Raw genomic sequence first — 21,753 nt, forward strand, 5'->3', positions numbered from 1 at the left:
AACAGGGACAAGAGCCCACGAGCGAAGATGTAAGAAGAATCATTAATCCCAATCGGGTAGCAGCCAAGAAGGGGGAGCCGGTACTGGTGCGGGAATACTACGAAGCATGGGGCGCCTGGTATATAAGCAAGAAAAACCGGGGCAATAAGACGGAAGAAAAAAAAGGCAAGGATTATGTCAGGGGCTTTAAACAAATTGTTGATAAAGTACACCTGTTTAGGCCGAAAGCGAAATTAAGGGATTTCTTAATGAATTTTAACCAGCCACTTAAAGAAGGATTGATTGAAGAATTTGATGATTGGGTGGCGGATAAATATGATTTGCAGGATACAACTGTTTCGAGGTATCATAAACTATTTCGTGTTTTGTTTAAATATGCCGGCATGCCATGGGACTGGTTGTCGGTGGATTCTGTCAACTCGAATGAAAGATTTGCCCTGGAATGGGAGGAGGTGCTTAAACTGGCTACCCATAACTATAGTAGCCTAAAGGTGCAAAAAACTGCCCACACCTCCGTAATGGTCATCCAGATGGCCCTGCGCTGGGGAGACTTTAGTAAAATTCGAAACGGGCACATGGCTAATTTGAACAGCTTCCAGCATGGTGAAGTAATGGTTCTGAATAAAAACCAGAACAAAACCGGTTTGCCAATTTACGTGCCCTTGCCCGCATTATCCACTCAGCTTTACAATCAATATAAGGAGGTGCCTTTAGAATTTAAACAGCGGGATAAATTTTCCGAAGCATTAAAAGAAGCAGCTAAAGAGGCGGGGCTAAACAGGGTGGTTCGCCTTACCAAAACCTTTGGCGGGCATGTCCATGAATATTTTAAACCGGTACATGAAGTTTTAAGCCCGCATATATTACGACATACCGGAGCCACGTTGATAGATGCCATCACCAGAGGACGGGATAAATTTTTAGTTAAAGCTTTACTCGGGCACACAGTAAACGATGCTACCAGTAGTTATGTGCACGCCAATCCGATTGTGGCCGTAGATGATTTGTTAGATGCGTGGGCCAAAATTCAAGGGCGGGTTGATGTTTAAAAATTATTCCTCTTCCGGCTTTCTTTTCTTGCGTGTGCGCGGCCCCATTCTGCCCGATTTCCTTAGCTTGGATAACTCTAAAGTTGCTGGTTTAGGCTGTCTGGAAACACCGGTAATTACATAAATTATATCCATATTATAGATAGCATGCGCATAATACAGCATTTGCGTGGTTATAGGGAGAATTTGGCTCCGTAGCGGGTGTTGCAAATCTCCTAAATAATTAGCCGGCTTTCCTATTGCAGCGCAAAAATCGGCATCGCGGGTAAAAGCTCGTTTAGCTTTAAGGCGGGCAACTTCTTGTAAAAAGCGAAGCCTCTCTTCGTCTCTATTATATTCCTGCATATTTGATTTTTTGCAGCCTTTTTATTTTGCGGTTAGCGCTGGCGAAAAACGCACACAATTGCTCGTGCTCTTTGCGGGTATGGGCTACAATTGCACTAGCTTCGGCTTCTAAATCCGTCGTGTAAGCAACATCTGCCCATTGTAGCAGTTTTTCCAAGTATTCGAGGTCTTGCAAGGCTTGTTTTTTCTGCTTCCGCCAGAGCCGCAGGCGGTATGCTTGTTCGGTCTGGATTACCAGGACCAGCCAGGCAGGGGAGAGGGTTGATTTGGCATTAACTTTCATCGCATAAAATAGGATTAAACATATACAGCGCAAGAAAAACTTCGGGATAATCAGGAAATAAACAGGAATATTTATTAGTCGAGTAGCTTTTTGCTTTTCAGCAACTTCTTAATTTCAAAAAGGTCCGCCTCCAGGTCAGCAATCTTTTTGTGGGTATCATAGCGCAGGTTGGGGAACTTGTAGGAAATTTTAGCCTTAGCAAACCACACCTCCAATATATCTTCTCCGTCTATTTCATCTGTAGGCCAGGCATCATTATCGCTTTGAATTACCACCTTACCCCGCTCCATTAGTCTATTTAGGGTCCGCTTTATCAATACATCATCGCGGGTAACAATTACGTGCACGTAGCCTTCCTTAATATTAACTGCCCAGTTGGTTACCAATTGAGCTATCACGTAATCGCCGTTTTGCAGTCCGGGGCTCATACTATCGCCTTGCACCTGAAAACACCGAAAGGTAGCATTGCGGAACTCGGGCGTTGGCAGGGAAATAGCCGGCAGGGTGCGCAAAAATTCCGGCTCTACAAAATGCGTGCGGTACCCTGCGGCGGCTTTGGTAGAAACCATGTGGATGTTTTCCCGCCCCTTTGCATCTACGGTAATAGAGTGAATCTCTATTTTGGGCGGAGTGAACTTGCTTAAACTTGGTTGAGGATGCAGAAAGAGTTCCGGTTCGTCAATAAGAAGTGCTTGTGAGTTGATTTGATATGGACGTTGTTCAGTATTACTAAACTGCTTTATGTACTCTTCTTCAAATTGTGGACCGATGCCGGTTATAACCCAGCTTATGTTTAAGCCTAAAGTTTTACACACCTGAACAAAGTTTTCAATGCTGATAGAGGATTTTCCGCTTTCAAACATGGAAATAGTTGACTTGGCCAAACCAACCGCATCCGCCAGGGCTTGCATCGACATTTTTTTCGCCTTTCGCGTTTCTGCAATCCGCTGAGAATAAGCCGGTTGTTCAGTATTTAAGTACATGGTAAAAAAAAGTTAGATATTTATGAACAAAATATTTGCATGTTCAGTATTTATGCATACATTTGTATTACTACTACAACAACTAGCAAATATACCCACAATGAAAACAATAAGAGAATTAATGCCCGAGGATTTTACTATGATTTTGGCAGCGGAGCTGAATACGCATCCGGCGAACGTGAGCAAGGTTGTTAAGCTGGAGCAAACGCAATCGAGGTATTGGCCGGCCATTGAGCGGTTAGCCAAGAAAACTGACCCCAAAGGGTACGAAAAGCGATTTAAATATTTGCAATCAAAAAAAACGGCGAAAGCTGCCGCCTAAAGATTGGCCACTATTAGCCACGGAAAAGCAATATCAAAATAGGATTATAAACATCTACCGATATGAAAAAGCCTTATACCGACATTCACAAACTCCCGCTTGGCTTTACACTTACCGTGGACCAGGTGGCCACATTATCTAACTGCCACCGGGACACCGTGATAAAAAACATACATCGGGACCCGGACGACAAATATTACTTAAAAGCCTTCCGGAATACAGAAGATAGCCCTTATGTAATCAATGCCTGGGATTATGAAGATTTTGCTAAAAGGCGCGTGATTGGAACTGATTATCGCGGAGAGGACAAACTTCAATTGTCTGCCTGAGTGATATTACGCCCAAATATAAAGATTGTTCTATTCAATCCAAATAATAATTAAAAATATTTTATGAACGCACAAACCGCCGCCGCATTAACCCCGCAGGAATTGGCTTTGTATCTGGGCTGTGAAGCAGAACTTGTTTACGACCCAACCGGGCATGGAAAGATTGAGCTTTTAAAAACCCGACAAGGCTGCATTACAGCAGATGTACTTGCTGAGTTTTCGGCGTACTATTCGATTAAGCCTTATCTAAAAAAGGATTCTGATTTAACAGAAGAAGAACTACTCCAATTAGCCGAAGCTGGCGGCACATTAAAGCCAAAAACAACCCACGAAAACAAAATATTAACCGCAAAAAATATTATAAAAGGAGGCTTTTATAACCCGATAGAGTTTACCTATCTCTTGTCTATATACATCGACCTTTTCGGACATATTGAAGCTGGACGCGCATTAGATAAAAATCAACCCCGCTCTTAACTAACCTATCTATAACCTTAAAATTCATTAATGATGAAAACACAATCTACTATTTCTATTAAGTCAAATCCTTTAATTATGCATGAGCCATACTTTGAATTGAAAGAGCAATTCGCCAATCCAAAGTATATAAATTACCACCATCCGAACGATGTTAATCCAAAGCTTAAAGATGACATTGGTGTTTTTTTAAGTGGGCTTCCTGACCAAATGATTGATTGTTTTGTCAAGCACAAGCTTAAAGCGCATAACATGGCTTATGTGCTTCAAATGCTACTGGAAGAAATAAACGATGTTATGCGGGCATTGATTGAATGCAACCCAAAAGAGGTTGGTTCTGAACTCGAAGACCTAACAATTAAAATTAATTGCTATTGGGTTTTAGCTAAATACACCACATCATTATTCCCAAGCTAGCCATGAGAACAGAAAGCTTCCGCCTTACCGCTACCGAAGAGTTTCAAAGCGAAATAAACCGCGTTTGCCAGCAGTACCCCAACTTCCGGCGATTTGCCTTTACAGGTGTTTTACACGAAAGCCTGGTGCGCGATTTTAATTCTGGTAAAGACCATTTGAAATCTATGCCTACTTTAATAGTTAATGCCTGGTACGGCAGCTATTGTGTAACGGTAAGCACCCACACTTCGGCGGCTTTGATAGAAGAGTTAGAAAAGAAGCTTTCAGTTGTTTTTGCACCTCAATTTAATTATACCAGCCAATTGGAACGCTATTCCCACCACACAAATGACATGTTATGAAAGCTATTTCTTTTTACCTCCCCAAAATCAAAGGCTTAACCTCCTTCCTAAAATCTCCAATACATAAGCCACTTGATGTGGTCTCTATTGAGAAGAAATCCAAGATTGTTTTCCCGGTTTACCTGCGTTGTGGCATGTTCTCTATAAAAGTTATTGACCAGGAACTGGTACAATTGATTAGCCAGGATGCCCAAAACAAGGGAATATTAAAACTAACGGGAGCCACAGCCAAAGCCTTTTTTAATATGGTAGTAGAGGACACCTTAAGCGAAGAAGGTTTTACGCCAATTGAAGAGTGGCAATACCAGGTCCTATACAATAGAATCTCTTCGGAAAACAACTTGCTTCACAATCAAAATTTACAAGGAAGATAATTATGGAAAATGAACATGTATGGCTTCCTAAGCCATTAGCAGAAAAAATAAAACACCTTCAAAGTGATAAGCAGATTGAAGATACTGTAATCAGTTATTTCGCAGAAACGCGTAATGCGCTGAAAAATGAATTGGCTCTTTTGGATGATGATGTTATTCAATATAAGGCTAATGTAATGAAAGCTAGACAAGCTTTTAGAGAGGCCAAGGAAGAACAGTTAGAAGCCAATTATGAACTATGGGAGAAGTTTGATGCTGACATAAAGAATGTTTCAGCCTATGTAAACAAAGCCAAGGCAGAACTTAAACCATTAAAAGAAGAATTAGAGGAACTGAAAAATTTAATGAATCAAATTAACACATGGGACATTGAAAAGCTTCTCGAATTGATAAAAATGCTGAACGGTTCATTTTATGGAGAAACCGGAAATATTCTAAAGTTCCTCTTTGATAATTATAAAAAACAATAAAAAGGGCCGCATTGCGAGTGCGGCCCCTGTAATCAAAAGTAATTATTAGCAGAAGCAAAGATATGGAAAATACTTCGAACCTCTACCAGCGAATAAGTGCTGTTATGCAAAATATTGAATATTTGACAAAGGACGACAGCGTGGGCTCCGGCAGTTATGCTTATAAAGCTATTTCGGAAGAAAAAGTAACGCAAGCTGTCCGTGCATCCTTAGTAAAAAATGGTTTAGTTATTCTCCCTGTTGAGCAAAAGTTAAACTTAACAGACCATATCCGGGAGCAAGGCAAGTTTGTTTGTATAAGTACTGTTGAAACCAAGTACAAGATTGTAAACATCGACAATCCAACAGAATTTGAATACCTGGTATCCGGTGGTCATGGAGTTGACCCGCAGGACAAAGGCGCGGGCAAAGCCATGACCTACAGCTATAAATATTTGCTGTTAAGAACATTTGCTATTCCGACCGGCGATGACCCGGACAAAGTTCATAACGGCGATTTAGACAAGCAGCAAGGCAAGGCTTTGAGTAAAGACAAAAAAACCTCTCCTGCTGCGGCTATGGCCACCAAAGAGCAAAAAGAAAAGGCCATACTAATCCTTAATGCTATAGTTTTTACCGAGAAAGAACGACAAGAGATAGTGGCCGGTTTTAACAGCATTACCGAAGTGGAGGCGGGCGAACGCTTAACTAAGCTGGAAGAAACCTTGCACAAACGCCGGCTTAAAAGAGCTATTGAGGAAATTGACGGTTGTACTTCTTTAGGGTGTTTGAAAGAAATATGGGCTAAATACAGCGATTTACAGAAGCAACAGGGCTTTATAAAAGCCACACAAGAAAAGAAAGCCGCTTTATCTGCTGCACCTGCGCCCGCGCCAGCCGAAGAAAACACCTCCCGTTTTGCTTCGGACAAACAGCGCGAATTAATCTCGAAACTCGTGGATTCCAGCGTGTTTACCGAAGAAGAAAAAAGCGACTTTCTGGACAAAATTGCCGTTGACGAATATCCCAAAGAACAAGCGATAAAGGATATTGAATGGCTGACGAAAGAAATAGCAACCCGCAAAGAAGCGCTAAAACAAAACGCTGCTCCGGTCCCGGCCGGAAGCCAATACGCCTCCGCTAAGCAAAAAGAGCAAATAATTAGGCTGTTAAACAATCCGGTTATAACGCGGCAAGAAAAAACCAAAATGCTGCTCAACATAAACAAGTTAAGCGAGGAGCAAGCGGCCAATACAATTAGCTCATTGAAAGCAACAATAGAAGAAAGGGAGGCCCAAGATGCAAGTCTTTAAGATGGGCGACCGGATGGAGGTTGTTTCGGGCAAATTTAAAGGTCATACCGGTACAGTTATAAACAACAGCAAAATGGTTCCCGGCGGGGTGTATTGCCACTTAGAAAGCCTCAAGCCTTCTGTTAAAAAGGTGCTATTGCCCGGCCAGATTCGGCTTATTGTTGAACGGGTATAAATAATTTTTAGTAGCAAATGCGCCTATCTCTTTACCATGACCGGGCGAATCAAAACAGAAGAAACGCGGCATAATATGAACCCGATGCACTCCGCAATCCCCTCCGCCGTACGGCATCATTCCCGGTTTATATAGCGAAAGTCAACCGGGAACAGTGGCAAATAAGGGGCGCAGACAAACGCGCAAAAAACACCGGTGAACGGGTAGCTGTACGCGGGCCGGGCATTGGCATGGCAGGCATCAAAGCTTTAAAGAAAAGAATTAATCATGGATAAGAAAACAAAATATGAATACGGGGCAATGAGTAGCAAATACGAGCTAGAATCCTCGAATAAATTAACAGCCTACGCGGCTATGGTTTACCATTACAATCGTTCTGCCCACCTTCTAGTAATTTATTCTCCTGAAAGTTGCAAAGAAGATTCTTGGATGAGTTTTACAGGCCAAATTTCAGAAAGATTAGATGAAATATTCGGCGGCGAAGGTTCATTCGATAAATATGTTGAAGAACATATACCAGAAATAAAAGAGGCTCTCCAAAGCCGGAAACAAATGGTATAAAAGCCCGCACCATTGACCAGTTAATGACCGCCTTTCAAAAGGAATTTCCCGGCCTCCAAGCATACATCTATTCCGGAGTGAAAAAGTACCTGATTGATTCACGAACCGAGGTAACACTTGAAAAGGTCGAACGACAGGAAAAGCAAAATGAAGTGATTAGTAATTACGATTCAGCATTATAAATATGGCCAGCAAGGATTTAATAATGGAACAAAATATAAAAGTCAAGAAATTTATTTGCCTGTGCGGAAAGGCAAGAATGCTTTCGGTAATAGACCCAGATGGCAAGCCATTCTCTAAAGAAAGCAAAAGGGAGCATACTAAACTAGTTAACGCTGGCTGTGATGTTGTAACAATTTCTTTAGAAGAAGCTAGAAATACAGAACTATGCTTTGATTGTAAATTATAACAATTTAAGGCTCTACTTAATAATAAATGATAAACTATAAAAATCTAACCGCTACCCAGCTAAAGCAAATCGAAGCCGGCAAGCTGGTCATAGAACTCGAAACAAAAGCCGGTTGGGGTGTCTTTGTCCGGTACAAGCAAGGCAACTTCAAAGGTAAAAACGTGCGCGTTTTGCTTCGCAGCGAAAGAGAAGCGCGCTGGTTCAAAGAGAAAGATATTGTGCAACCGAAAGTGACAAAAGATAATGCCCCAGCCGAATAATCAAATACAAAAGCATTTCGAGCGGTTCTTTATGCTCGTGGAACTGATGGACTTGCAGCGCACCACCTTTCAGGCCGACTTATCGCAGGCGTACAAATTTCGCTTTAACAACCTGAACCAGCATTTGCAAAGTTTCCGCAACGAGTTTCTCCGCAAAGCCGCACCCGAAGCTAAAAATTATTACGAAGACTTAGGCGCCATGGCCTGGGAGCTGTTGGACGAGTTCGACAAGGCCGAGAATAAAGCCACCTTTTTAGCCCTGTGCCGCGCTTATAATGCCGGCCAGGTAAACATTAAAGAAGATTCAGAAATAGCAGCATGATAGATTTAAATAGAAATATCGCAAAAGTGCCCAAGTGGATGACGTGGGAAAGGTTCGGTAGTACTAAGGATTACTTTATTGATAATATCCAGGATAAAGAGCTGGAAATTATCAATAAAGCTGAACACTTAGCCACCTGGGGCGGCACTGCCAACGAACCCCACACATTAGTTACAAATATTCCTGGCCGCCGCTTCTTCATCCTAAAAGACGCCAATAATGAAACTTGGTCAGTGAATGAGCTAGACCTGCTGGAAGATAAAAAAGAGGCAGAACGCCGGTGCTGGCCATGGCTAAAAGAACCTATCCGTGAGCAGGGTTACGAGGCGGTTGCTGCGCAGATAGAAAAGGATTTAATCTTCCGTTCTGAACCAAAAGAAAAGTTGCGTGCAGAGTTAAGGGGAGCTATTTATAATGCTGAAATGAAAGGCGTGCTTAATGGCTTAAACCTCAAGGCTTGGAGCAATCGACTGAGGACCGACACCATGGAAGAACTGGAGGCGGCAATTATTGAATTGCGGGACATGATGGAGGAGGTGGAGAAATGAGCGAATGGAATCACATAAGTCTTTTTGCCGGCGGCGAAGGGTTTGGCCAGGGATTCCAAGAGGCGGGTTTTAATATTATTCATTTTTATTATTCAGAAATAGACAAACATGCTCTCGCCCTACTCAAATACCGATACCCAAACGGCCATAATCTCGGTTCAGTTACCGATGTTTCAGGACTTAAACCAACCGGCAGAACCTTTGTTACTTTCGGCTGGCCTTGCCAGGATAACTCAATTGCTGGAAAGCGCAAAGGACACGCAGCAGGTACACGAAGCGGCCTTTTATCTGAAGCGGTCCGGGTTATTGACGAAGTACGACCTGAATTTTTCTGTGCTGAAAATGTGGAAGGGTTGCGAACTGTCAACAAAGGAATTGACATCATTGAAGCAGTTAAATACCTCACCTTCCTTAATGAAAGTTTGCCACAATACGACGTTGAAATGCAGCTTCTTAATACACGCTGGTTTTTACCCCAAAATAGAGAGCGGTTATACTTTGTCGGACATCTTAGAAACGGAAGTAGAAAGCAAGTATTTCCTATCGGAGAAAACGATAAATGGGCTAATGAAGGGTACGGCGAAACCCCTAATGTTAGATGTTTAACCGCCGGTGGTAATTCTGGTGGGCTACATTCCAATATGACTTTAATATGCGATAGCGGTAAAGGAAGAAAGCTGGAATGCCGCGAAATCATGCCGCCACTAAGAAGCAATACTGGGGTTGGTCATGGTAATTATATCGCTTGTATTAACCCAGAAAGTTCGCAATCAGGAAGGGTTTACGGTACACGAGGAATAGCGCCGGCCTTATATTCCGGTAAACAAGGGGTAAGCGGGAATAGTGCTATAAAAATACAAAATGAAGCACTAATCCGTCGGTTAACCCCAATTGAGTGCGAACGCTTGCAAGGTTGGCCGGATAACTGGACCCAATACGGCATTTATAATGGGAAAGTAAAGCCTGTCAGCGACACTCAAAGATACCGGATTTGTGGCAATGGGGTTAGCAAACCTTGTGTAACAACCATAGCAGAAAAATTACTTTTTTATTACACAAAGCTATGAAAGCTCCAGCATTTCAATTTTACGCTCAGGATTTCCTGGTAGGCACGGCAGATATGACTGCAGAAGAGGTGGGTATATTGTTTCGTCAAATTCTTAATTCAGCTATTCAAACAGACAGGAAGCATTTAAAGGAATATTCCTTTATCGGAAAGCTTATAAAGGGCTACGATAAAAGGCCTCCTATTGCAATGGCAATAAGAAAAAGGGTTTTGTCTGTTGGTGTATGCGCTTATTGTGGTTCATCTGAAAAGCTTGAAGTAGACCATATAATTCCCTGGTCTTGCGGCGGAACTCATGATGAAAGCAACCTGCAATGTCTTTGTAAAAAGTGTAACCGCCAAAAATCGAACAAAATATGAAAATGCCATCTATGCAATTTTATCCTGCTGATTGGCGGAAGGACCCAGGAGTCCAGGCTTTAAGCTTCTTTGATAGGGGGGTATGGTTTGAGATGCTTTGCCTAATGCACGAATCAGCAGAACGCGGGGTTTTACTGCTTAATGGCAAGCCAATGCCGGAAGAAGCCTTGGCCAGGGTTCTAGGTTTGGATAACCAGGTGGTTAACCAAATTCTAACCACCCTGCTAACCTATGGCGTAGCAAGCCGCCGCGTTTTGGATGGCGCTTTATACTGTCGGCGCATGGTGCGGGATGAAGAACTCTGCCAAGTTCGGCGAGAAGCGGGAAAAAAGGGTGGAAACCCCAATTTGGTTAACCAAAATTCTAACCAAAAAACAACCACCGGGGTTAACCAAAATCCAACCCCTTCTATTTCTTCTTCACCTTCTTCTTCATCTTCTAATATAAATACTACTACTGCTGACGAAAAAAAGAATAACAGCGGCGGTTTTGAAAATTTAGAAAAACCAGAATCGGAAAAAATAGGAGCTGCTGTTTTAGAGGTTCAAGAACTGGAAGAACCTGCCCTCTTAAATACCGAAAAAGCTTCGCACACCTGGGGGGCGCCGCCGGGAAATTTGCCGGAAGCGGTGCCGCACCTGTTTAGAGATTCGCCGCTATATGACCGGGATAAGTTTACACAGGCTTTTCAGCGACACGGATTTGAGGAGCAGGGCATTGACCCGGATTTCTACTACGATGCGCTTAAAACCTGGAGCGAATTCGGCTCAAAATCAAGCCCCAGAGAGCAAAAGTCCCACGCCTGGAGTAAAGAGTTGGCCTCTTTTATCCGCCGCGATAAAAACGCCGGAAAGCTCGCCATGTTGAAACCGCCGGAAGCAGAAGCAGCAAAGCCTAAATCACAATTTCAAACCAGGTCGGAACTCGCACACGCAGTTGTTAACAGCTTTGAGTACGACGACAACGGGAATCGCTTATGAGCAACATAACAACGTATCAGAAACAGTCCGATTTATTGGAAATCAGCCACGGTACCGGCGTAATTCAGTACGAGGTGAGCAACACGGCCACCCTGGAGCAAAAAGAAGTTATAGCGGCTCTAAATGCGCCGAAGGTAAAAGCTATTTCAGATAGGGAGTTGGACACCCTGCTAGCTGCTTTCATTAACAAAGCGCTAATCCTGCTAGGCCATCACCGGCAGCTGACTGGTAAGGAGGACCAAACCATACTCATAACAGAGCTGGCAAAGCTAATCCGGGAGAAATACAACCTTTTGACTACCCAAGAGGTGCTGTTAGTACTCGAAATGGGGGTAAGGGGTGACCTGAAGAACAAGCCGGAAGATGTGGTGTATCTGAATCTGGAACAGATAAACGGCTGGTTTAAAAAGTTTCGCCAGGAAAACAAGCCGGCGGCGATGAAGCAGCTAAAGCCTTATGAAGAACCAAAGCAACTGCCAGCCCATTTCGACCAGACAGAATTGCTAAACGCCTTTATCAGCCTGATTAAAGGCCCAAATTGTCAGATTACCGACTTGGAATGGCTTTGTCAAACTGCTACGCATTACGATTGGCTGAAAAAGAACGGCGCATTTAACCTGCCCTACACCGAATACGGCCCGGCCACTTTTTGGAACGCGATTTACTACGAAGAAAAAGCTAAGGTGCTGCTAAATGCCCGGCATAACTTGGAGTTTGTGCAGAAGGTTACCAAAGTTGCATTTAACCTTTTCTCCAACAGCACAGCTGACACCAATAACCGGTACGAGAAAACCACCCTTACTAACTGCCGGATTCGGGTATTCCGGGAATGGATAATGAATAAAGTAAAAGAGGAAGGGACCTGATTACCACCGAGCAGCTTACCCAGATGAAAGCCTATTACACCAAGCGCCAGGACTGGCAGAAAGTAACCATTATTAACCAGGAAATAGAAAAAAGATGAAAAAAGTAACAGAAGTAGCAAGAGAAAAATTTAAAGAATCCGGTCTATCCTACGACGATTTAGGCATAGAAGAAATGAATATGCTAAGAGAATGCATTGAACAGCGATTAGCTGTATTTGAGAATGGGAGTTTTACCATGCGGCTTAAACCCACCCGGTTAAAGGATAAGAAGATTGTAAATGGCAAGATTCAGAAATATTTCTTCCGGGTTAAGGCTTATTATTTTGATGATAGGGAAGCAATCTCTTTCAATGACGGCGGCTTTATTGGGTTTGCTGGCTGGGCAGATTCAACCAACGTGCAGCCTTTTGTAGATGCTTTTAATAATTGGCTTGAGAAGGTTAAACAAGGTGCTAATGTGTAAAACAATGAAAATACTACACTTAACCTTAAACCGCAAATGGTTCGACATGATTGCTTCAGGTGAAAAGAAAGAGGCAATATTATTTCTCAACGTATATACTTCTTGTGAAATAATGTGTATTTTAAAGTATGAAAGAGATACAACTTAAATCCGGTAAAGTAGCCTTTGTTGATGATGAAGATTTCGAAAGGCTTAACAAGTATAGTTGGAGAGAATATTTTGATGGTTGGAATTGGTATGCAAGAAGGTCTACAACAATAAATAAAAAACGAATTACAATCTTAATGCACAGAGATGTTTTAGGTATAACTGAAAGGTCAGTTTATATCGACCATATCGACCACAACGGTTTAAATAATCAAAAGATGAACCTTAGAAAATGCTCTCCTTCAGAAAACAAAAAGAATGTTAAGGGCAGAGGCACTTCATTATTTTTAGGAGTTTCTTTAAAAACATCTCATTACAAATACACAACCAAGTCTGGAGAAAACAAGATTTCAACTACCCAAAAATGGGAAGCCAGAATTCAACACCTTGGGAAGCAAATAAGCATCGGGTTTTTTAATTCAGAGGAAGATGCTGCAAGAGCTTATGATAAAAAAGCAAAAGAATTACACGGAGATTTCGCAAACCTAAATTTTAAATAATGAAAGTTTTAAATATTACCCTGAAGAAGCAGTGGTTTGATTTAATAAAAGATGGTATCAAATTAGAAGAATACCGGGAGATTAAGCCTTATTGGGAAACTAGATTGTTGAACCCAATAATTATTACAAAACCACAATGTAGCGATTGCCTATTCATAGGCTCGGAAAGATACCAACATGCGGCACTTTTTGACATTGTTTCTGCCAATAACGGGTACGCTAAAGGCTGTCCTAATATCAAATGGAAACACAAAGGCATAAGAATTGGTGAAGGTAAACCAGAGTGGGGCGCCGAGCCGGGGAAACGGTATTTTATTTTAGAAATAGGCGAGTTAATTAACCAGGAAATAGAAAAACGATGAAAACAGAAATAGCAGAAAAGCCTTTAAAAACATATCACGTTAGTTTTAACAGCGGGCCATATAAAAACTATGGTGGCCAAACAATCGCTGCCCATTCCCCGGCCGCTGCAAGGTATCAATACTGGAAATACTTAGATACCGGTTGGCCTTATAAAGATTATTTAAATGCCTTCAAGGTAAAGTGCTTAGGATTATTGGACCACAAGCACCTTTTCGGCAACAAAGAGGAGTTTGAAAGGATGTGCCAAAACAGGGGTATAACCTTTGCCTATCAGGGCATGGAAGTAGATGTTAATGGCAAGAAAGGCATTATCGTTGGTAATTATGGCTTTAACCTTCATGTATTATTCCCCAACAGAAGTGCTCCGGCTAATTGCCATCCAACCTGGAAAACAACCTATTATGATGATTTGGGGCAGGTAGTTAAATGTTTTAAAGAAAAGAAGCCTGAATCATGATAAAAATCAGGCTTACAGCTGACACTATGGAAGAAATAGTTGATGCTACCAACTACCTAAAAAAGCTGTTCCCAACCATGTCCTTTTCAAAGCCACAGCTGGGTAATAACCCCAAATACAGCGACAATCCCCAATTTTTAGTTTATGGCAAGCCCCGGATGAAAAATAAAAAGCCGCGCAATCCAAATTTTAAAACCCGTCTTAAAAATATTAAGAAGAAGAAAAGTTAATTAGATAAAAAAACGATGGAAACTGAAGAAAAGGAAATAAAACCAATACCAATGATGTGGATGGTAGTTTTTGAAAAACAAAAAAGCATTTATCCATATTTGGACACTATATCGCGTCAGAAAAAACGAGCCATAGCCAAAGCTTTAATGTTTGTGCCACCTCAAGAAAATTGGATTGACCTTCGAAAAAAGGGATGGCGTTGCGTCAAAATAAAATTAGATGTTGAAATTATTTATGGTAGATAAAGAAGTCCATGTGTAAAAAGCCCTGCCCCATGCACCAGCTTTGCACAAAATGCTTAGCGGTTGTCAAAGAAGCGGAAGCCCGGCCGCCATATTGCCGGGTAAAACTAAGCAAGCAGCATGATAAAAATTAACGTGCGCCCACTATCGGTGAATGAAGCTTGGAAGGGCAGGAGGTTTAAAACAGATGCCTACAAAGCCTTCGAATGGATGGTAATACCAAGCCTGCCCAAATTAAGCCTGCCAGAGCCGCCCTACACGCTTAACTTAGTCTTTGGCTTTAGCAACATCGCTGCTGACCTAGATAACCCCGCAAAAGTCTTTATTGATTGTTTGTGTAAGAAATACGGCTTTAACGACAAGCATATTTTTGAGCTTAACATCAAAAAGCAAGTGGTACCCAAAGGAAAAGAGTTTATCAGTTTTAACATCTCCAATAAATTACAAAACCATGTACTATAAAATAGAAAACAAAGAAAGTGAGATATACAAAAAGCTTCACGAATTACGCTTGAATGAACTCCAAATGGAGGAGGATAATAAGCGGGCCATAGCTGAAAAAACAGGCTTGGAGTGGACCGGTTATTTAGTCCACGCTGGCCAGCAAAATTTTAACCGGGTTACCTGTTACCATGGCTTCGAGTTTTCCGAACCTGAAAAAGTAGACTCGAAAATTTGGAATCAACATAAAACCCATGTCGGTGTTTTTGTTCCTAACTGTAGAACTAAGGCGGGCCGGGAAATGGAGCAATTTATAACTAATGGATTAAGAGGTAGCAGCTACAACAGAGTTTACGATATATTAGGTAAGAACCACCCTCGGCGGTTTGTTTTCCCTTACGTGGAAATTGCTCAAAATAAGATGCTTCTGTATTTAGATGACCAAACCGAACTCACAGACGAAAACCTGATTGAGATTACAAAGCGCGAATTTAACGAATTGCTTAAAACGGCACCTTTGCCCGCATCCGGAAGCTAAGGTTTGCCAGAGAGATAATAAAGGAATTTTAACGATTTAATAAAGGCAATTATGAACGTTTTACAGATAGACGAATATCAAATAATTCTTCAGAATCTTGGTGAAGGCAAGGGTAAAATAATAATAGCTAGCCCCTACCTAAACACTTCTTATTTCTGGGGCGCAATGGGCTGCACTATAGAAGATTTTGTCTGCTCAATTGATTCGTATTATTGGGTAAATAAATTGCTGCCAATTCATACGCCAAAAGCTATAAACACGAAAAAGACCTTTGCGAATTTTAGGAAACATCTTTTTGAGGAAGCCCTTTATTGCTATCCATGGTATGATTACAAAGAATTTCATAAAACATTGAGGGAAGAGATTGCCCGCTTGCAAGGCAGCACCGAAAGCGAACATGAGTTTATAGATAGTATTTTATCTCTTCCTAAGCGCCTAAATTACTTTGATATAAGCAGTGGATATGAAAGAGAAGCAGTACAAGATTTAATCATGGAAGCTTGTTCGGAACCTTGGCATTTTTTCGTTGAAGGAGAATCCAAGGAGCAAAACCAATTAATGTACATTCATAAACAACTCAAGAAGCAACTCAAAGAACAAAGATTAAAAGATACTTTAAGTTAACTCCTTTATTCTTCCCCATTCCTGATATTTTTTTAATTAAAAACTTCGTAAAATTACGAAGTTTTTAATTATTTTTTCGTAGCTTAACAGGAAATTTCCAGGAAATAAATGAGGCAAGCGGCAAGTGTATTAAAGCAGGGGCGGTTAGACCATGACACCGCGGAAATTATCGTTACCCTACTCGCCAAAAAACACCCCGATATTGCTCTTTCCCTGGATAACGAATACCGGGAAATTATGCCGGACGTCGTCTTTTCCGATTACGCCCTAATCCCATTATTCCTGCAAGAATTCTGCCGCTACCAAGATATTGAGGCGGCAAGCATTAAAGGCCGGCAACGCCTCGAAAGCACCGCGATTGAACACCGTAAACAGTTTATGGCCGTGCTGCTTATGTGCTACCATCCCGAAAAGATTCTCCAGATAACGCAGAAGAAAACTTGGCAGGGATTAGAAATATTTGCCGCGCATTACCTTGATTGTTCGGATAAAAGCCTTTCGTACCACGTTCCCGAAATCATTTCCTGGTTTCACATCTACCCTTGGTTTGCCCAACCGGTCCAAGGCGTACACCAGCTGATTATCCAGAACCACCGCGACAAGGCTTCTAACACCCGAGCGGCAAAAGGCTTTACCCGGCAAAGCGAAACTAACCAACAGTTAAGTATTTTTTAAGCATGGCTGCACCAAAAAATAATCAGTTTTGGAAAGCCAGAAGCAAGCATGGGCGGGATTTAATTTTTTCCAGCCCTATCGTGCTTTGGGAGGCTGCCTGTGAATATTTTGAATGGTGTGATAATAATCCATGGATAAAACCAGATTGGGTAGGGAAATCTGCAAAAAAAATAGAGCGCCCAACCCAGCGCCCATACACTGAATCCGGATTGTTTATTTTCCTTGATATTGACCGTAAGACATTCGATTTATACCAAGAGCGAGAAGATTTTATTCCGGTCACAACGCGCATACAAGAGATAATAAGAACAATGAAGTTTGAAGGGGCTGTTGTTGGTGCCTTTAACGCCAATATCATAGCCCGTGATTTAGGCCTTGCCGATAAGAAAGAGCAGCACTTAATACCTGAACAACCACTATTCCCAGATGTTCCGTAGAACCACCGCCATAAATAAAATTCTAGCTATGCGCGCCCGTAAAAAGGTAGTGCAAGGTGGCACCTGGGCGGGTAAAACATACGGACTAATGGGGGTTATCCCTGACTACTGCATAAAAAGGCCAAAGCTTAAAGTTACGGTTACCGCCGAAACCATACCGGCCATTAAAGAGGGCGCCTTGAGCCAGTTTCAGGAAATAATGCAGGAAACAAACCGGTGGAACCAGGACCGGTTTAATAAAAACGAGCTCACTTACACCTTTACCAATAACACCCGCCTGCAATTCCGCTCTTTTGATTCGGTGGGTAAAGCCAAAGCCGCCGGCAAGCGGGATGCCTTGTTCATAAATGAGGGCAACTACTTCCCTTATGATATTGCTGATGCGCTTATTATGCGTACGGAAGGGGATGTATGGATAGACTTTAATCCAGATAATGAGTTTTGGGCCCACACCGAAATATTGCCTCAAAAAGATGCTGAATTTCTGCTGCTTAAATACACCGATAACGAAGGATGCCCCCAAACGATTATCGATGAACTAAACAGCAAGCTTGAAAAGGCTTTTTATGACCCTAATGGCAGCCACACGGACCAGAAAAATATTAAGTCTGAATATTGGGCCAACTGGTGCCGGGTTTACATCGATGGAGAAATTGGCAACCTGCAAGGCGTAGTTTTTGATAACTGGCGCCAAATAGAAAAGGTACCGGAAAATTCCCGTTTAATTGCCTTGGGTATGGACTTTGGCTATACGAATGACCCGACGACCATCATGGCTTATTACCGCTATAACAACCAGATTATATTTGATGAACTGGTTTACCGGAAGGGCTTAAAAAACGCTGACATAGCCGCCTTAATCAAATCTTTTCAGATTGGAAATACCATAATTTACGCGGATAGCGCCGAACCCAAAAGTATTGATGAAATAAAAGAATACGGCCACAATGTAGTAGGTACCAGCAAAGGAAAAGATAGTATAAACTACGGTATTTCATTACTGCAACAAGAGCCCTTTTACATAACCGCTCGGAGCCTGAATACGATTCGGGAATTAAGGAACTATACCTGGGATAAAAACCGGGCTGGCCAAACCTTAAACGTGCCGGTAGATGCCTTTAATCACGCGATTGATGCTATCCGCTATATCGCCATGAATAAATTAAACATGGTTGCCCCTGCCGCCGACCTATCCATCCTTTCAGTTTTACGCTAATGGAAATAACCGAAATAAAAACCGCTCTTGCCACTCCGTCGGAACTGGTTGCCCGGATAAAGAAGTACCAGGTCGATACCAAGCTGGACGAAAGCACAAAAGAATACCAGCCGGAAACCCACTCGGTAATGTCTACGCTTTCACGCCCGGATAAAAAAGTTCGTAAGCCTAATGCCTACGGACTTTTGGATGAAAATGGCAACCTAATACTGGAAGATGGCATAGAAAAAGTGGCTCGGATACCTTTGGCCCTTCAAAAGCTAATTGTGAGCCGTGCCGCCGCATTTACTGCAACTCCAGTAGAACTACAAGCCCAACCCGAAGGCGAGCAGCAAATAACATTGCTGGCAATGCTTAAAAAGACCTGGCAGGATAACAAGCTGGATTATAAATCCCGGAATATTGCCAAAGCCTTTATGGCCGAAAAAGAATGCGTCGAGCTCTGGAGTGAGGACGACGCAGAAGAAAACTACTGGGGTAGTTTAGGAACACCGGGAACCGCCTTAAAAATGCGGGTTACCATTCTAAAACCATCCGATGGTAACACTTTTTACCCGGTATTTAATGCTTTGGGCAACATGACTGCTTTCGGGCGTGGGTATGAGCTAAAAATAGGCGAAAAGAAAATAGAATATTTAGACGTATACACGGATACGACTATATACCGGTTTGTAAATCAGGAAACCGGCTGGATTTTAGAGGCTTTTAAAGCCAATTTCTTCGGCAAGATACCAGTTATCTACTACAGTCAGCCGCGCACCGAGTGGGCAGATGTGCAGTGGGCGATTGAACGGTTGGAAAAGCTGTTATCCAATTTTGCCGATACGAACGATTATTTTGCTGCTCCCAAAATTGTGCTCGAAGGAACATTGAAAAATTTTGCCACTAAAGGCGAGAGCGGCCAGATATTCGAAATGGACAAGGGCGGCAAAATGGATTACCTGACTTGGGACCAGGCCCCCGAAGCGATTAAACTGGAAATCGAAACCCTATTCGATTTAATCTACACCATTACCCAAACGCCGAACATTACCTTTAAGGAAATGAAGGGCATCGGCAATCTATCTGGCATTGCGATTAAGCTGATGTTTATGGATGCCCACGGCAAGGCCAAGGATAAGCAGGATGATTATTTCGGCGAGTGCATCCAGCGCCGCATAAACTTAATTAAAGCGGGCATGGCCAAAATTAACGTAACGCTGCAGCCGGCTACCAGCCTTTCGATTACCCCGAAATTTGAGCTGTTTATGCCGGAGAACGAAATGGAGCAGATAGAAATGGAAGGCAAGAAAATCAATAACCTGGTTAATTCCATGCCGGGCAAGGCTTTGCTGGACTTGGAAAGCGCATTGGAAGAGCACCCTTACGTGAAAGATGTGGCAACGGTAAAGAAGAGGTTGGATGCAGTAGAAGCTCAGGAGCGGGTAACCTTAACCCTGTAACGGCGGGGTTAAGGTTCTTTGCGGTCTAATTCAATTCTTAAGTCGCGGTTTAAAGCAATTGATATTTTATCTAGGTTTGGTATGGTTGGTATTCGTGCTCCAGATTCATATTCAGATATAACGCTTTTGGCAGTTTCCACTAAGTCGGCCAACTGTTGCTGCGTAAGTTTTGCATCTTTCCTGGCCTCTTTTATCTTTTGACCTATCATTTTGTAATCCATAAAGCAAACCTAAAAAAGTTCGCTGGTTTGCGATATAAATATACGAAAATATTTGTTTATTGTTCGCTATTTAGCGAACTTTACAATAATGAAAAACGTATAAGATTTACAGTTTAACTATGGAATCAGCAATAGAACCAGGCCAGCTTCAAAACCCTTAAGGAAATACAAACTTCAAGGGCGCACAGCCACGGTTTTAATGCAGAATCAGCCGCTTTGATGATAGCAAAAAAGCTTGGCGTAAAATTTACGAGTGAAGAGTTGGATAGGCTATATCCAACATGGGATGATTAATTAAATAAGTCTTTTAACCCTTTAACCTTAAAACCAATGCCAAAAGAAACCGCCCCCAAAAAAGAAAAAAGCTTCGAAAACAATCGCAAAAACCAGAAGCACCTGGCTAAGAACTTCGACAAGGCTTTAGCCACCGCCCGGCAGAATGAATCTGCTGAAACAGCCGCTAAAATAGAACAATACCTGATAATGGCTGCCCAAGGCGCAGAAACCAACTGGAAGCCGAAGCCGGCCGAAGTGCCACAGGTTGAGCCGACAGCGCCCAGCCCGGTAGATGAAGCACCAGAAGAAGCCACGCCAGCGGCATAAACCATGTTCTGGTTGGCAATAGGGATAGGGGTAATTTTAATAGTTGCCTCTATCGTTTTTGGTGCACTCATGCTAGCCGCTCCCCTGTGTACGGAAAGTGAATATGATATTCCGCCGTTTGACGAAGACTTTCAAAAACAATTAGGCTTAAAACGGAAAAAGAGCCAAGGCGATTACCAGGTATATGTTGAGCCGCGAAATGCTGCTTAGGTTTAGTAATCAGCAGAGGGTTACCAGAAAGTAAACTATAAAAGCCTTAGTTTACTTTAAAGGCTAAAAGTAAACTATCACAGCAGGACAGAGCGAATAAATAGAAAAGGAAGGTAATGAAAAAATTAAAAGCAATAATTGGCATATTAACTTGTAAGCAGTTCCTTTTAATAACTCAGTCAATTGACGACCCAAAAGGTGTAGAATTATTGAAAGAGATAGAGTTCAGAGCGAAAAAAATCTTGGGTGTACAATAGTTTTCAAACATTCAGCACCCGGCCCACCGAAGCCAAAGCAGCCACATACGCAAATTTTACTATATAGTTAAGAATCAGTAACATGGAAATATCTATTGAAGAGTTAAACCACAAATACCGACATCAGCACAAGGTAACTCAATATGCCCAACAGGCAAAATATATCAGTTTGTTAGGTGGTGATAATAAAAATGCCATAGGCTTCAACAATATGGATATGGAAGAGTTTAATCTTGTTGAAGCAGGTGTAATTATAGGCTGGAATAAATTTGAGGCGATAATTTCGAAATCTCGAGAATCTGTAGTCCTGGAGTTGCAATCTGCTGAGCAAAAGGCTAAAGATGATTTTGCTCAATATACTATCGTTAAAAAAGCCGAACTAAATTTTCCTAATCCCATTTCTAACGGCAATAACACCGCCGCTCCTGGTCATTATGAAACCTTAAAAACAGAATAA

At 42.1% G+C, this 21,753-nt stretch carries 39 protein-coding genes; 35 read left to right on the forward strand and 4 right to left on the reverse strand.

Going from position 1 to position 21,753, the window contains the following annotated elements:
* Positions 1-1,049: hypothetical protein (locus ACO1R6_RS15965; RefSeq protein ID WP_486265960.1), on the forward strand; the 1,049-nt coding region annotated here is incomplete at its 5' end.
* 3 nt (positions 1,050-1,052) lie between these two features.
* Here the strand turns inward: ACO1R6_RS15965 and ACO1R6_RS15970 are convergent.
* The 3 genes from ACO1R6_RS15970 to ACO1R6_RS15980 form a co-directional block, all read right to left on the reverse strand.
* Complete coding sequence (locus tag ACO1R6_RS15970) at positions 1,053-1,394, reverse strand: hypothetical protein (RefSeq protein ID WP_486265961.1); 342 nt, start codon at positions 1,392-1,394, stop codon at positions 1,053-1,055.
* Positions 1,381-1,677, reverse strand: a complete 297-nt coding sequence (locus ACO1R6_RS15975) for a hypothetical protein (protein ID WP_486265963.1) — start codon at positions 1,675-1,677, stop codon at positions 1,381-1,383. The genes ACO1R6_RS15970 and ACO1R6_RS15975 overlap by 14 nt, the downstream gene beginning before the upstream one ends.
* A 74-nt stretch (positions 1,678-1,751) precedes the next feature.
* Positions 1,752-2,660, reverse strand: coding sequence for an XRE family transcriptional regulator (locus ACO1R6_RS15980; RefSeq protein WP_486265964.1), 909 nt, complete (start codon positions 2,658-2,660; stop codon positions 1,752-1,754).
* A gap of 100 nt (positions 2,661-2,760) precedes the next feature.
* On the opposite strand from ACO1R6_RS15980, the gene ACO1R6_RS15985 reads away from it, so the two are divergent.
* The 31 genes from ACO1R6_RS15985 (at position 2,761) to ACO1R6_RS16135 (ending at position 20,005) form a co-directional block, all read left to right on the forward strand.
* The gene (locus tag ACO1R6_RS15985) at positions 2,761-2,982 is read left to right on the forward strand and encodes a hypothetical protein (RefSeq protein WP_486265965.1); all 222 of its coding nucleotides are present in this window, start codon (positions 2,761-2,763) and stop codon (positions 2,980-2,982) included.
* Between the two features lie 62 nt (positions 2,983-3,044).
* Entirely contained in the window at positions 3,045-3,311 is a 267-nt protein-coding gene (locus tag ACO1R6_RS15990) for a hypothetical protein (RefSeq protein WP_486265966.1), read from the forward strand.
* A gap of 63 nt (positions 3,312-3,374) precedes the next feature.
* Entirely contained in the window at positions 3,375-3,788 is a 414-nt protein-coding gene (locus tag ACO1R6_RS15995) for a hypothetical protein (RefSeq protein WP_486265967.1), read from the forward strand.
* A 30-nt stretch (positions 3,789-3,818) separates the two neighbouring features.
* A complete protein-coding gene (locus tag ACO1R6_RS16000) occupies positions 3,819-4,205 on the forward strand; it encodes a hypothetical protein (RefSeq protein ID WP_486265969.1) in 387 nt (128 codons plus the stop codon).
* Positions 4,206-4,207: 2 nt separating this feature from the next.
* The gene (locus ACO1R6_RS16005; RefSeq protein WP_486265970.1) at positions 4,208-4,546 is read left to right on the forward strand and encodes a hypothetical protein; all 339 of its coding nucleotides are present in this window, start codon (positions 4,208-4,210) and stop codon (positions 4,544-4,546) included.
* Complete coding sequence (locus ACO1R6_RS16010) at positions 4,543-4,920, forward strand: hypothetical protein (protein ID WP_486265971.1); 378 nt, start codon at positions 4,543-4,545, stop codon at positions 4,918-4,920. Before ACO1R6_RS16005 ends, ACO1R6_RS16010 begins: the two co-directional genes overlap by 4 nt.
* Before the next feature lie 2 nt (positions 4,921-4,922).
* Positions 4,923-5,390, forward strand: coding sequence for a hypothetical protein (locus ACO1R6_RS16015; RefSeq protein WP_486265972.1), 468 nt, complete (start codon positions 4,923-4,925; stop codon positions 5,388-5,390).
* Positions 5,391-5,452: 62 nt separating this feature from the next.
* Complete coding sequence (locus ACO1R6_RS16020; protein ID WP_486265973.1) at positions 5,453-6,682, forward strand: ERF family protein; 1,230 nt, start codon at positions 5,453-5,455, stop codon at positions 6,680-6,682.
* Positions 6,669-6,857, forward strand: coding sequence for a KOW domain-containing RNA-binding protein (locus ACO1R6_RS16025; RefSeq protein ID WP_486265974.1), 189 nt, complete (start codon positions 6,669-6,671; stop codon positions 6,855-6,857). Before ACO1R6_RS16020 ends, ACO1R6_RS16025 begins: the two co-directional genes overlap by 14 nt.
* 267 nt (positions 6,858-7,124) lie before the next feature.
* Positions 7,125-7,418 carry a hypothetical protein gene (locus tag ACO1R6_RS16030; RefSeq protein ID WP_486265975.1) on the forward strand — a complete coding sequence of 98 codons (294 nt, stop codon included), beginning with the start codon at positions 7,125-7,127 and terminating at the stop codon, positions 7,416-7,418.
* A 184-nt stretch (positions 7,419-7,602) separates the two neighbouring features.
* Positions 7,603-7,827 carry a hypothetical protein gene (locus ACO1R6_RS16035; protein WP_486265976.1) on the forward strand — a complete coding sequence of 75 codons (225 nt, stop codon included), beginning with the start codon at positions 7,603-7,605 and terminating at the stop codon, positions 7,825-7,827.
* Between the two features lie 26 nt (positions 7,828-7,853).
* On the forward strand, positions 7,854-8,087 hold the full coding sequence (locus ACO1R6_RS16040) for a hypothetical protein (protein ID WP_486265977.1): 234 nt from the start codon (positions 7,854-7,856) through the stop codon (positions 8,085-8,087).
* Positions 8,071-8,409 carry a hypothetical protein gene (locus ACO1R6_RS16045; RefSeq protein WP_486265978.1) on the forward strand — a complete coding sequence of 113 codons (339 nt, stop codon included), beginning with the start codon at positions 8,071-8,073 and terminating at the stop codon, positions 8,407-8,409. Before ACO1R6_RS16040 ends, ACO1R6_RS16045 begins: the two co-directional genes overlap by 17 nt.
* Positions 8,406-8,957 carry a hypothetical protein gene (locus tag ACO1R6_RS16050; protein WP_486265979.1) on the forward strand — a complete coding sequence of 184 codons (552 nt, stop codon included), beginning with the start codon at positions 8,406-8,408 and terminating at the stop codon, positions 8,955-8,957. Before ACO1R6_RS16045 ends, ACO1R6_RS16050 begins: the two co-directional genes overlap by 4 nt.
* A complete protein-coding gene (locus ACO1R6_RS16055; protein WP_486265980.1) occupies positions 8,954-10,024 on the forward strand; it encodes a DNA cytosine methyltransferase in 1,071 nt (356 codons plus the stop codon). Before ACO1R6_RS16050 ends, ACO1R6_RS16055 begins: the two co-directional genes overlap by 4 nt.
* Positions 10,021-10,383 (forward strand): HNH endonuclease, encoded by a 363-nt coding sequence (locus ACO1R6_RS16060; protein ID WP_486265981.1) that lies wholly within the window; start codon positions 10,021-10,023, stop codon positions 10,381-10,383. The genes ACO1R6_RS16055 and ACO1R6_RS16060 overlap by 4 nt, the downstream gene beginning before the upstream one ends.
* Positions 10,380-11,363, forward strand: coding sequence for a hypothetical protein (locus tag ACO1R6_RS16065; protein WP_486265982.1), 984 nt, complete (start codon positions 10,380-10,382; stop codon positions 11,361-11,363). Before ACO1R6_RS16060 ends, ACO1R6_RS16065 begins: the two co-directional genes overlap by 4 nt.
* A complete protein-coding gene (locus ACO1R6_RS16070) occupies positions 11,360-12,229 on the forward strand; it encodes a hypothetical protein (RefSeq protein WP_486265983.1) in 870 nt (289 codons plus the stop codon). Before ACO1R6_RS16065 ends, ACO1R6_RS16070 begins: the two co-directional genes overlap by 4 nt.
* Positions 12,230-12,323: 94 nt before the next feature.
* On the forward strand, positions 12,324-12,692 hold the full coding sequence (locus tag ACO1R6_RS16075) for a hypothetical protein (protein WP_486265985.1): 369 nt from the start codon (positions 12,324-12,326) through the stop codon (positions 12,690-12,692).
* Positions 12,693-12,820: 128 nt separating this feature from the next.
* Positions 12,821-13,339: an AP2/ERF family transcription factor gene (locus ACO1R6_RS16080; RefSeq protein WP_486265986.1), complete on the forward strand. Its 519-nt coding sequence runs from the start codon at positions 12,821-12,823 to the stop codon at positions 13,337-13,339.
* On the forward strand, positions 13,339-13,701 hold the full coding sequence (locus ACO1R6_RS16085; protein ID WP_486265987.1) for a hypothetical protein: 363 nt from the start codon (positions 13,339-13,341) through the stop codon (positions 13,699-13,701). Before ACO1R6_RS16080 ends, ACO1R6_RS16085 begins: the two co-directional genes overlap by 1 nt.
* Entirely contained in the window at positions 13,698-14,159 is a 462-nt protein-coding gene (locus tag ACO1R6_RS16090; RefSeq protein WP_486265988.1) for a hypothetical protein, read from the forward strand. The genes ACO1R6_RS16085 and ACO1R6_RS16090 overlap by 4 nt, the downstream gene beginning before the upstream one ends.
* Positions 14,156-14,389 (forward strand): DUF3970 family protein, encoded by a 234-nt coding sequence (locus ACO1R6_RS16095; RefSeq protein ID WP_486265989.1) that lies wholly within the window; start codon positions 14,156-14,158, stop codon positions 14,387-14,389. The genes ACO1R6_RS16090 and ACO1R6_RS16095 overlap by 4 nt, the downstream gene beginning before the upstream one ends.
* A gap of 15 nt (positions 14,390-14,404) precedes the next feature.
* Positions 14,405-14,635, forward strand: a complete 231-nt coding sequence (locus tag ACO1R6_RS16100) for a hypothetical protein (RefSeq protein ID WP_486265990.1) — start codon at positions 14,405-14,407, stop codon at positions 14,633-14,635.
* A 117-nt stretch (positions 14,636-14,752) separates the two neighbouring features.
* The gene (locus ACO1R6_RS16105) at positions 14,753-15,094 is read left to right on the forward strand and encodes a RusA family crossover junction endodeoxyribonuclease (RefSeq protein ID WP_486265991.1); all 342 of its coding nucleotides are present in this window, start codon (positions 14,753-14,755) and stop codon (positions 15,092-15,094) included.
* Complete coding sequence (locus tag ACO1R6_RS16110) at positions 15,084-15,611, forward strand: hypothetical protein (RefSeq protein ID WP_486265992.1); 528 nt, start codon at positions 15,084-15,086, stop codon at positions 15,609-15,611. The genes ACO1R6_RS16105 and ACO1R6_RS16110 overlap by 11 nt, the downstream gene beginning before the upstream one ends.
* 51 nt (positions 15,612-15,662) lie before the next feature.
* Complete coding sequence (locus ACO1R6_RS16115) at positions 15,663-16,235, forward strand: phiTE_072 family protein (RefSeq protein WP_486265993.1); 573 nt, start codon at positions 15,663-15,665, stop codon at positions 16,233-16,235.
* 108 nt (positions 16,236-16,343) lie between these two features.
* On the forward strand, positions 16,344-16,910 hold the full coding sequence (locus ACO1R6_RS16120; RefSeq protein ID WP_486265994.1) for a hypothetical protein: 567 nt from the start codon (positions 16,344-16,346) through the stop codon (positions 16,908-16,910).
* Positions 16,911-16,912: 2 nt separating this feature from the next.
* Positions 16,913-17,347 (forward strand): DNA-packaging protein, encoded by a 435-nt coding sequence (locus tag ACO1R6_RS16125; protein ID WP_486265996.1) that lies wholly within the window; start codon positions 16,913-16,915, stop codon positions 17,345-17,347.
* 28 nt (positions 17,348-17,375) lie between these two features.
* Positions 17,376-18,563, forward strand: a complete 1,188-nt coding sequence (locus ACO1R6_RS16130; protein WP_486265998.1) for a PBSX family phage terminase large subunit — start codon at positions 17,376-17,378, stop codon at positions 18,561-18,563.
* Positions 18,563-20,005 (forward strand): phage portal protein, encoded by a 1,443-nt coding sequence (locus ACO1R6_RS16135; protein ID WP_486265999.1) that lies wholly within the window; start codon positions 18,563-18,565, stop codon positions 20,003-20,005. The genes ACO1R6_RS16130 and ACO1R6_RS16135 overlap by 1 nt, the downstream gene beginning before the upstream one ends.
* A gap of 8 nt (positions 20,006-20,013) precedes the next feature.
* Here the strand turns inward: ACO1R6_RS16135 and ACO1R6_RS16140 are convergent, their stop codons facing one another.
* On the reverse strand, positions 20,014-20,226 hold the full coding sequence (locus ACO1R6_RS16140; protein WP_486266000.1) for a helix-turn-helix domain-containing protein: 213 nt from the start codon (positions 20,224-20,226) through the stop codon (positions 20,014-20,016).
* A 330-nt stretch (positions 20,227-20,556) separates the two neighbouring features.
* Here ACO1R6_RS16140 and ACO1R6_RS16145 point away from each other — a divergent pair, with 330 nt between their 5' ends.
* The 3 genes from ACO1R6_RS16145 to ACO1R6_RS16155 all read left to right on the forward strand — a co-directional run bounded on the left by ACO1R6_RS16145 (position 20,557) and on the right by ACO1R6_RS16155 (position 21,753).
* Complete coding sequence (locus ACO1R6_RS16145) at positions 20,557-20,829, forward strand: hypothetical protein (RefSeq protein WP_486266002.1); 273 nt, start codon at positions 20,557-20,559, stop codon at positions 20,827-20,829.
* 12 nt (positions 20,830-20,841) lie between these two features.
* Complete coding sequence (locus tag ACO1R6_RS16150) at positions 20,842-21,039, forward strand: hypothetical protein (RefSeq protein WP_486266003.1); 198 nt, start codon at positions 20,842-20,844, stop codon at positions 21,037-21,039.
* 339 nt (positions 21,040-21,378) lie between these two features.
* Entirely contained in the window at positions 21,379-21,753 is a 375-nt protein-coding gene (locus ACO1R6_RS16155; protein ID WP_486266004.1) for a hypothetical protein, read from the forward strand.

This window comes from Adhaeribacter sp., assembly GCF_057359045.1.

What these genes read in the sequence shown, in the direction of transcription:
- ACO1R6_RS15970 (WP_486265961.1), bottom strand. Translation starts at nt 1,394, where the DNA reads ATGCAGGAATATAATAGAGACGAAGAGAGGCTTCGCTTTTTACAAGAA.
- ACO1R6_RS15975 (WP_486265963.1), bottom strand. Translation starts at nt 1,677, where the DNA reads ATGAAAGTTAATGCCAAATCAACCCTCTCCCCTGCCTGGCTGGTCCTG.
- ACO1R6_RS15980 (WP_486265964.1), bottom strand. Translation starts at nt 2,660, where the DNA reads ATGTACTTAAATACTGAACAACCGGCTTATTCTCAGCGGATTGCAGAA.
- ACO1R6_RS15985 (WP_486265965.1), top strand. Translation starts at nt 2,761, where the DNA reads ATGAAAACAATAAGAGAATTAATGCCCGAGGATTTTACTATGATTTTG.
- ACO1R6_RS15990 (WP_486265966.1), top strand. Translation starts at nt 3,045, where the DNA reads ATGAAAAAGCCTTATACCGACATTCACAAACTCCCGCTTGGCTTTACA.
- ACO1R6_RS15995 (WP_486265967.1), top strand. Translation starts at nt 3,375, where the DNA reads ATGAACGCACAAACCGCCGCCGCATTAACCCCGCAGGAATTGGCTTTG.
- ACO1R6_RS16000 (WP_486265969.1), top strand. Translation starts at nt 3,819, where the DNA reads ATGATGAAAACACAATCTACTATTTCTATTAAGTCAAATCCTTTAATT.
- ACO1R6_RS16005 (WP_486265970.1), top strand. Translation starts at nt 4,208, where the DNA reads ATGAGAACAGAAAGCTTCCGCCTTACCGCTACCGAAGAGTTTCAAAGC.
- ACO1R6_RS16010 (WP_486265971.1), top strand. Translation starts at nt 4,543, where the DNA reads ATGAAAGCTATTTCTTTTTACCTCCCCAAAATCAAAGGCTTAACCTCC.
- ACO1R6_RS16015 (WP_486265972.1), top strand. Translation starts at nt 4,923, where the DNA reads ATGGAAAATGAACATGTATGGCTTCCTAAGCCATTAGCAGAAAAAATA.
- ACO1R6_RS16020 (WP_486265973.1), top strand. Translation starts at nt 5,453, where the DNA reads ATGGAAAATACTTCGAACCTCTACCAGCGAATAAGTGCTGTTATGCAA.
- ACO1R6_RS16025 (WP_486265974.1), top strand. Translation starts at nt 6,669, where the DNA reads ATGCAAGTCTTTAAGATGGGCGACCGGATGGAGGTTGTTTCGGGCAAA.
- ACO1R6_RS16030 (WP_486265975.1), top strand. Translation starts at nt 7,125, where the DNA reads ATGGATAAGAAAACAAAATATGAATACGGGGCAATGAGTAGCAAATAC.
- ACO1R6_RS16035 (WP_486265976.1), top strand. Translation starts at nt 7,603, where the DNA reads ATGGCCAGCAAGGATTTAATAATGGAACAAAATATAAAAGTCAAGAAA.
- ACO1R6_RS16040 (WP_486265977.1), top strand. Translation starts at nt 7,854, where the DNA reads ATGATAAACTATAAAAATCTAACCGCTACCCAGCTAAAGCAAATCGAA.
- ACO1R6_RS16045 (WP_486265978.1), top strand. Translation starts at nt 8,071, where the DNA reads ATGCCCCAGCCGAATAATCAAATACAAAAGCATTTCGAGCGGTTCTTT.
- ACO1R6_RS16050 (WP_486265979.1), top strand. Translation starts at nt 8,406, where the DNA reads ATGATAGATTTAAATAGAAATATCGCAAAAGTGCCCAAGTGGATGACG.
- ACO1R6_RS16055 (WP_486265980.1), top strand. Translation starts at nt 8,954, where the DNA reads ATGAGCGAATGGAATCACATAAGTCTTTTTGCCGGCGGCGAAGGGTTT.
- ACO1R6_RS16060 (WP_486265981.1), top strand. Translation starts at nt 10,021, where the DNA reads ATGAAAGCTCCAGCATTTCAATTTTACGCTCAGGATTTCCTGGTAGGC.
- ACO1R6_RS16065 (WP_486265982.1), top strand. Translation starts at nt 10,380, where the DNA reads ATGAAAATGCCATCTATGCAATTTTATCCTGCTGATTGGCGGAAGGAC.
- ACO1R6_RS16070 (WP_486265983.1), top strand. Translation starts at nt 11,360, where the DNA reads ATGAGCAACATAACAACGTATCAGAAACAGTCCGATTTATTGGAAATC.
- ACO1R6_RS16075 (WP_486265985.1), top strand. Translation starts at nt 12,324, where the DNA reads ATGAAAAAAGTAACAGAAGTAGCAAGAGAAAAATTTAAAGAATCCGGT.
- ACO1R6_RS16080 (WP_486265986.1), top strand. Translation starts at nt 12,821, where the DNA reads ATGAAAGAGATACAACTTAAATCCGGTAAAGTAGCCTTTGTTGATGAT.
- ACO1R6_RS16085 (WP_486265987.1), top strand. Translation starts at nt 13,339, where the DNA reads ATGAAAGTTTTAAATATTACCCTGAAGAAGCAGTGGTTTGATTTAATA.
- ACO1R6_RS16090 (WP_486265988.1), top strand. Translation starts at nt 13,698, where the DNA reads ATGAAAACAGAAATAGCAGAAAAGCCTTTAAAAACATATCACGTTAGT.
- ACO1R6_RS16095 (WP_486265989.1), top strand. Translation starts at nt 14,156, where the DNA reads ATGATAAAAATCAGGCTTACAGCTGACACTATGGAAGAAATAGTTGAT.
- ACO1R6_RS16100 (WP_486265990.1), top strand. Translation starts at nt 14,405, where the DNA reads ATGGAAACTGAAGAAAAGGAAATAAAACCAATACCAATGATGTGGATG.
- ACO1R6_RS16105 (WP_486265991.1), top strand. Translation starts at nt 14,753, where the DNA reads ATGATAAAAATTAACGTGCGCCCACTATCGGTGAATGAAGCTTGGAAG.
- ACO1R6_RS16110 (WP_486265992.1), top strand. Translation starts at nt 15,084, where the DNA reads ATGTACTATAAAATAGAAAACAAAGAAAGTGAGATATACAAAAAGCTT.
- ACO1R6_RS16115 (WP_486265993.1), top strand. Translation starts at nt 15,663, where the DNA reads ATGAACGTTTTACAGATAGACGAATATCAAATAATTCTTCAGAATCTT.
- ACO1R6_RS16120 (WP_486265994.1), top strand. Translation starts at nt 16,344, where the DNA reads ATGAGGCAAGCGGCAAGTGTATTAAAGCAGGGGCGGTTAGACCATGAC.
- ACO1R6_RS16125 (WP_486265996.1), top strand. Translation starts at nt 16,913, where the DNA reads ATGGCTGCACCAAAAAATAATCAGTTTTGGAAAGCCAGAAGCAAGCAT.
- ACO1R6_RS16130 (WP_486265998.1), top strand. Translation starts at nt 17,376, where the DNA reads ATGCGCGCCCGTAAAAAGGTAGTGCAAGGTGGCACCTGGGCGGGTAAA.
- ACO1R6_RS16135 (WP_486265999.1), top strand. Translation starts at nt 18,563, where the DNA reads ATGGAAATAACCGAAATAAAAACCGCTCTTGCCACTCCGTCGGAACTG.
- ACO1R6_RS16140 (WP_486266000.1), bottom strand. Translation starts at nt 20,226, where the DNA reads ATGGATTACAAAATGATAGGTCAAAAGATAAAAGAGGCCAGGAAAGAT.
- ACO1R6_RS16145 (WP_486266002.1), top strand. Translation starts at nt 20,557, where the DNA reads ATGCCAAAAGAAACCGCCCCCAAAAAAGAAAAAAGCTTCGAAAACAAT.
- ACO1R6_RS16155 (WP_486266004.1), top strand. Translation starts at nt 21,379, where the DNA reads ATGGAAATATCTATTGAAGAGTTAAACCACAAATACCGACATCAGCAC.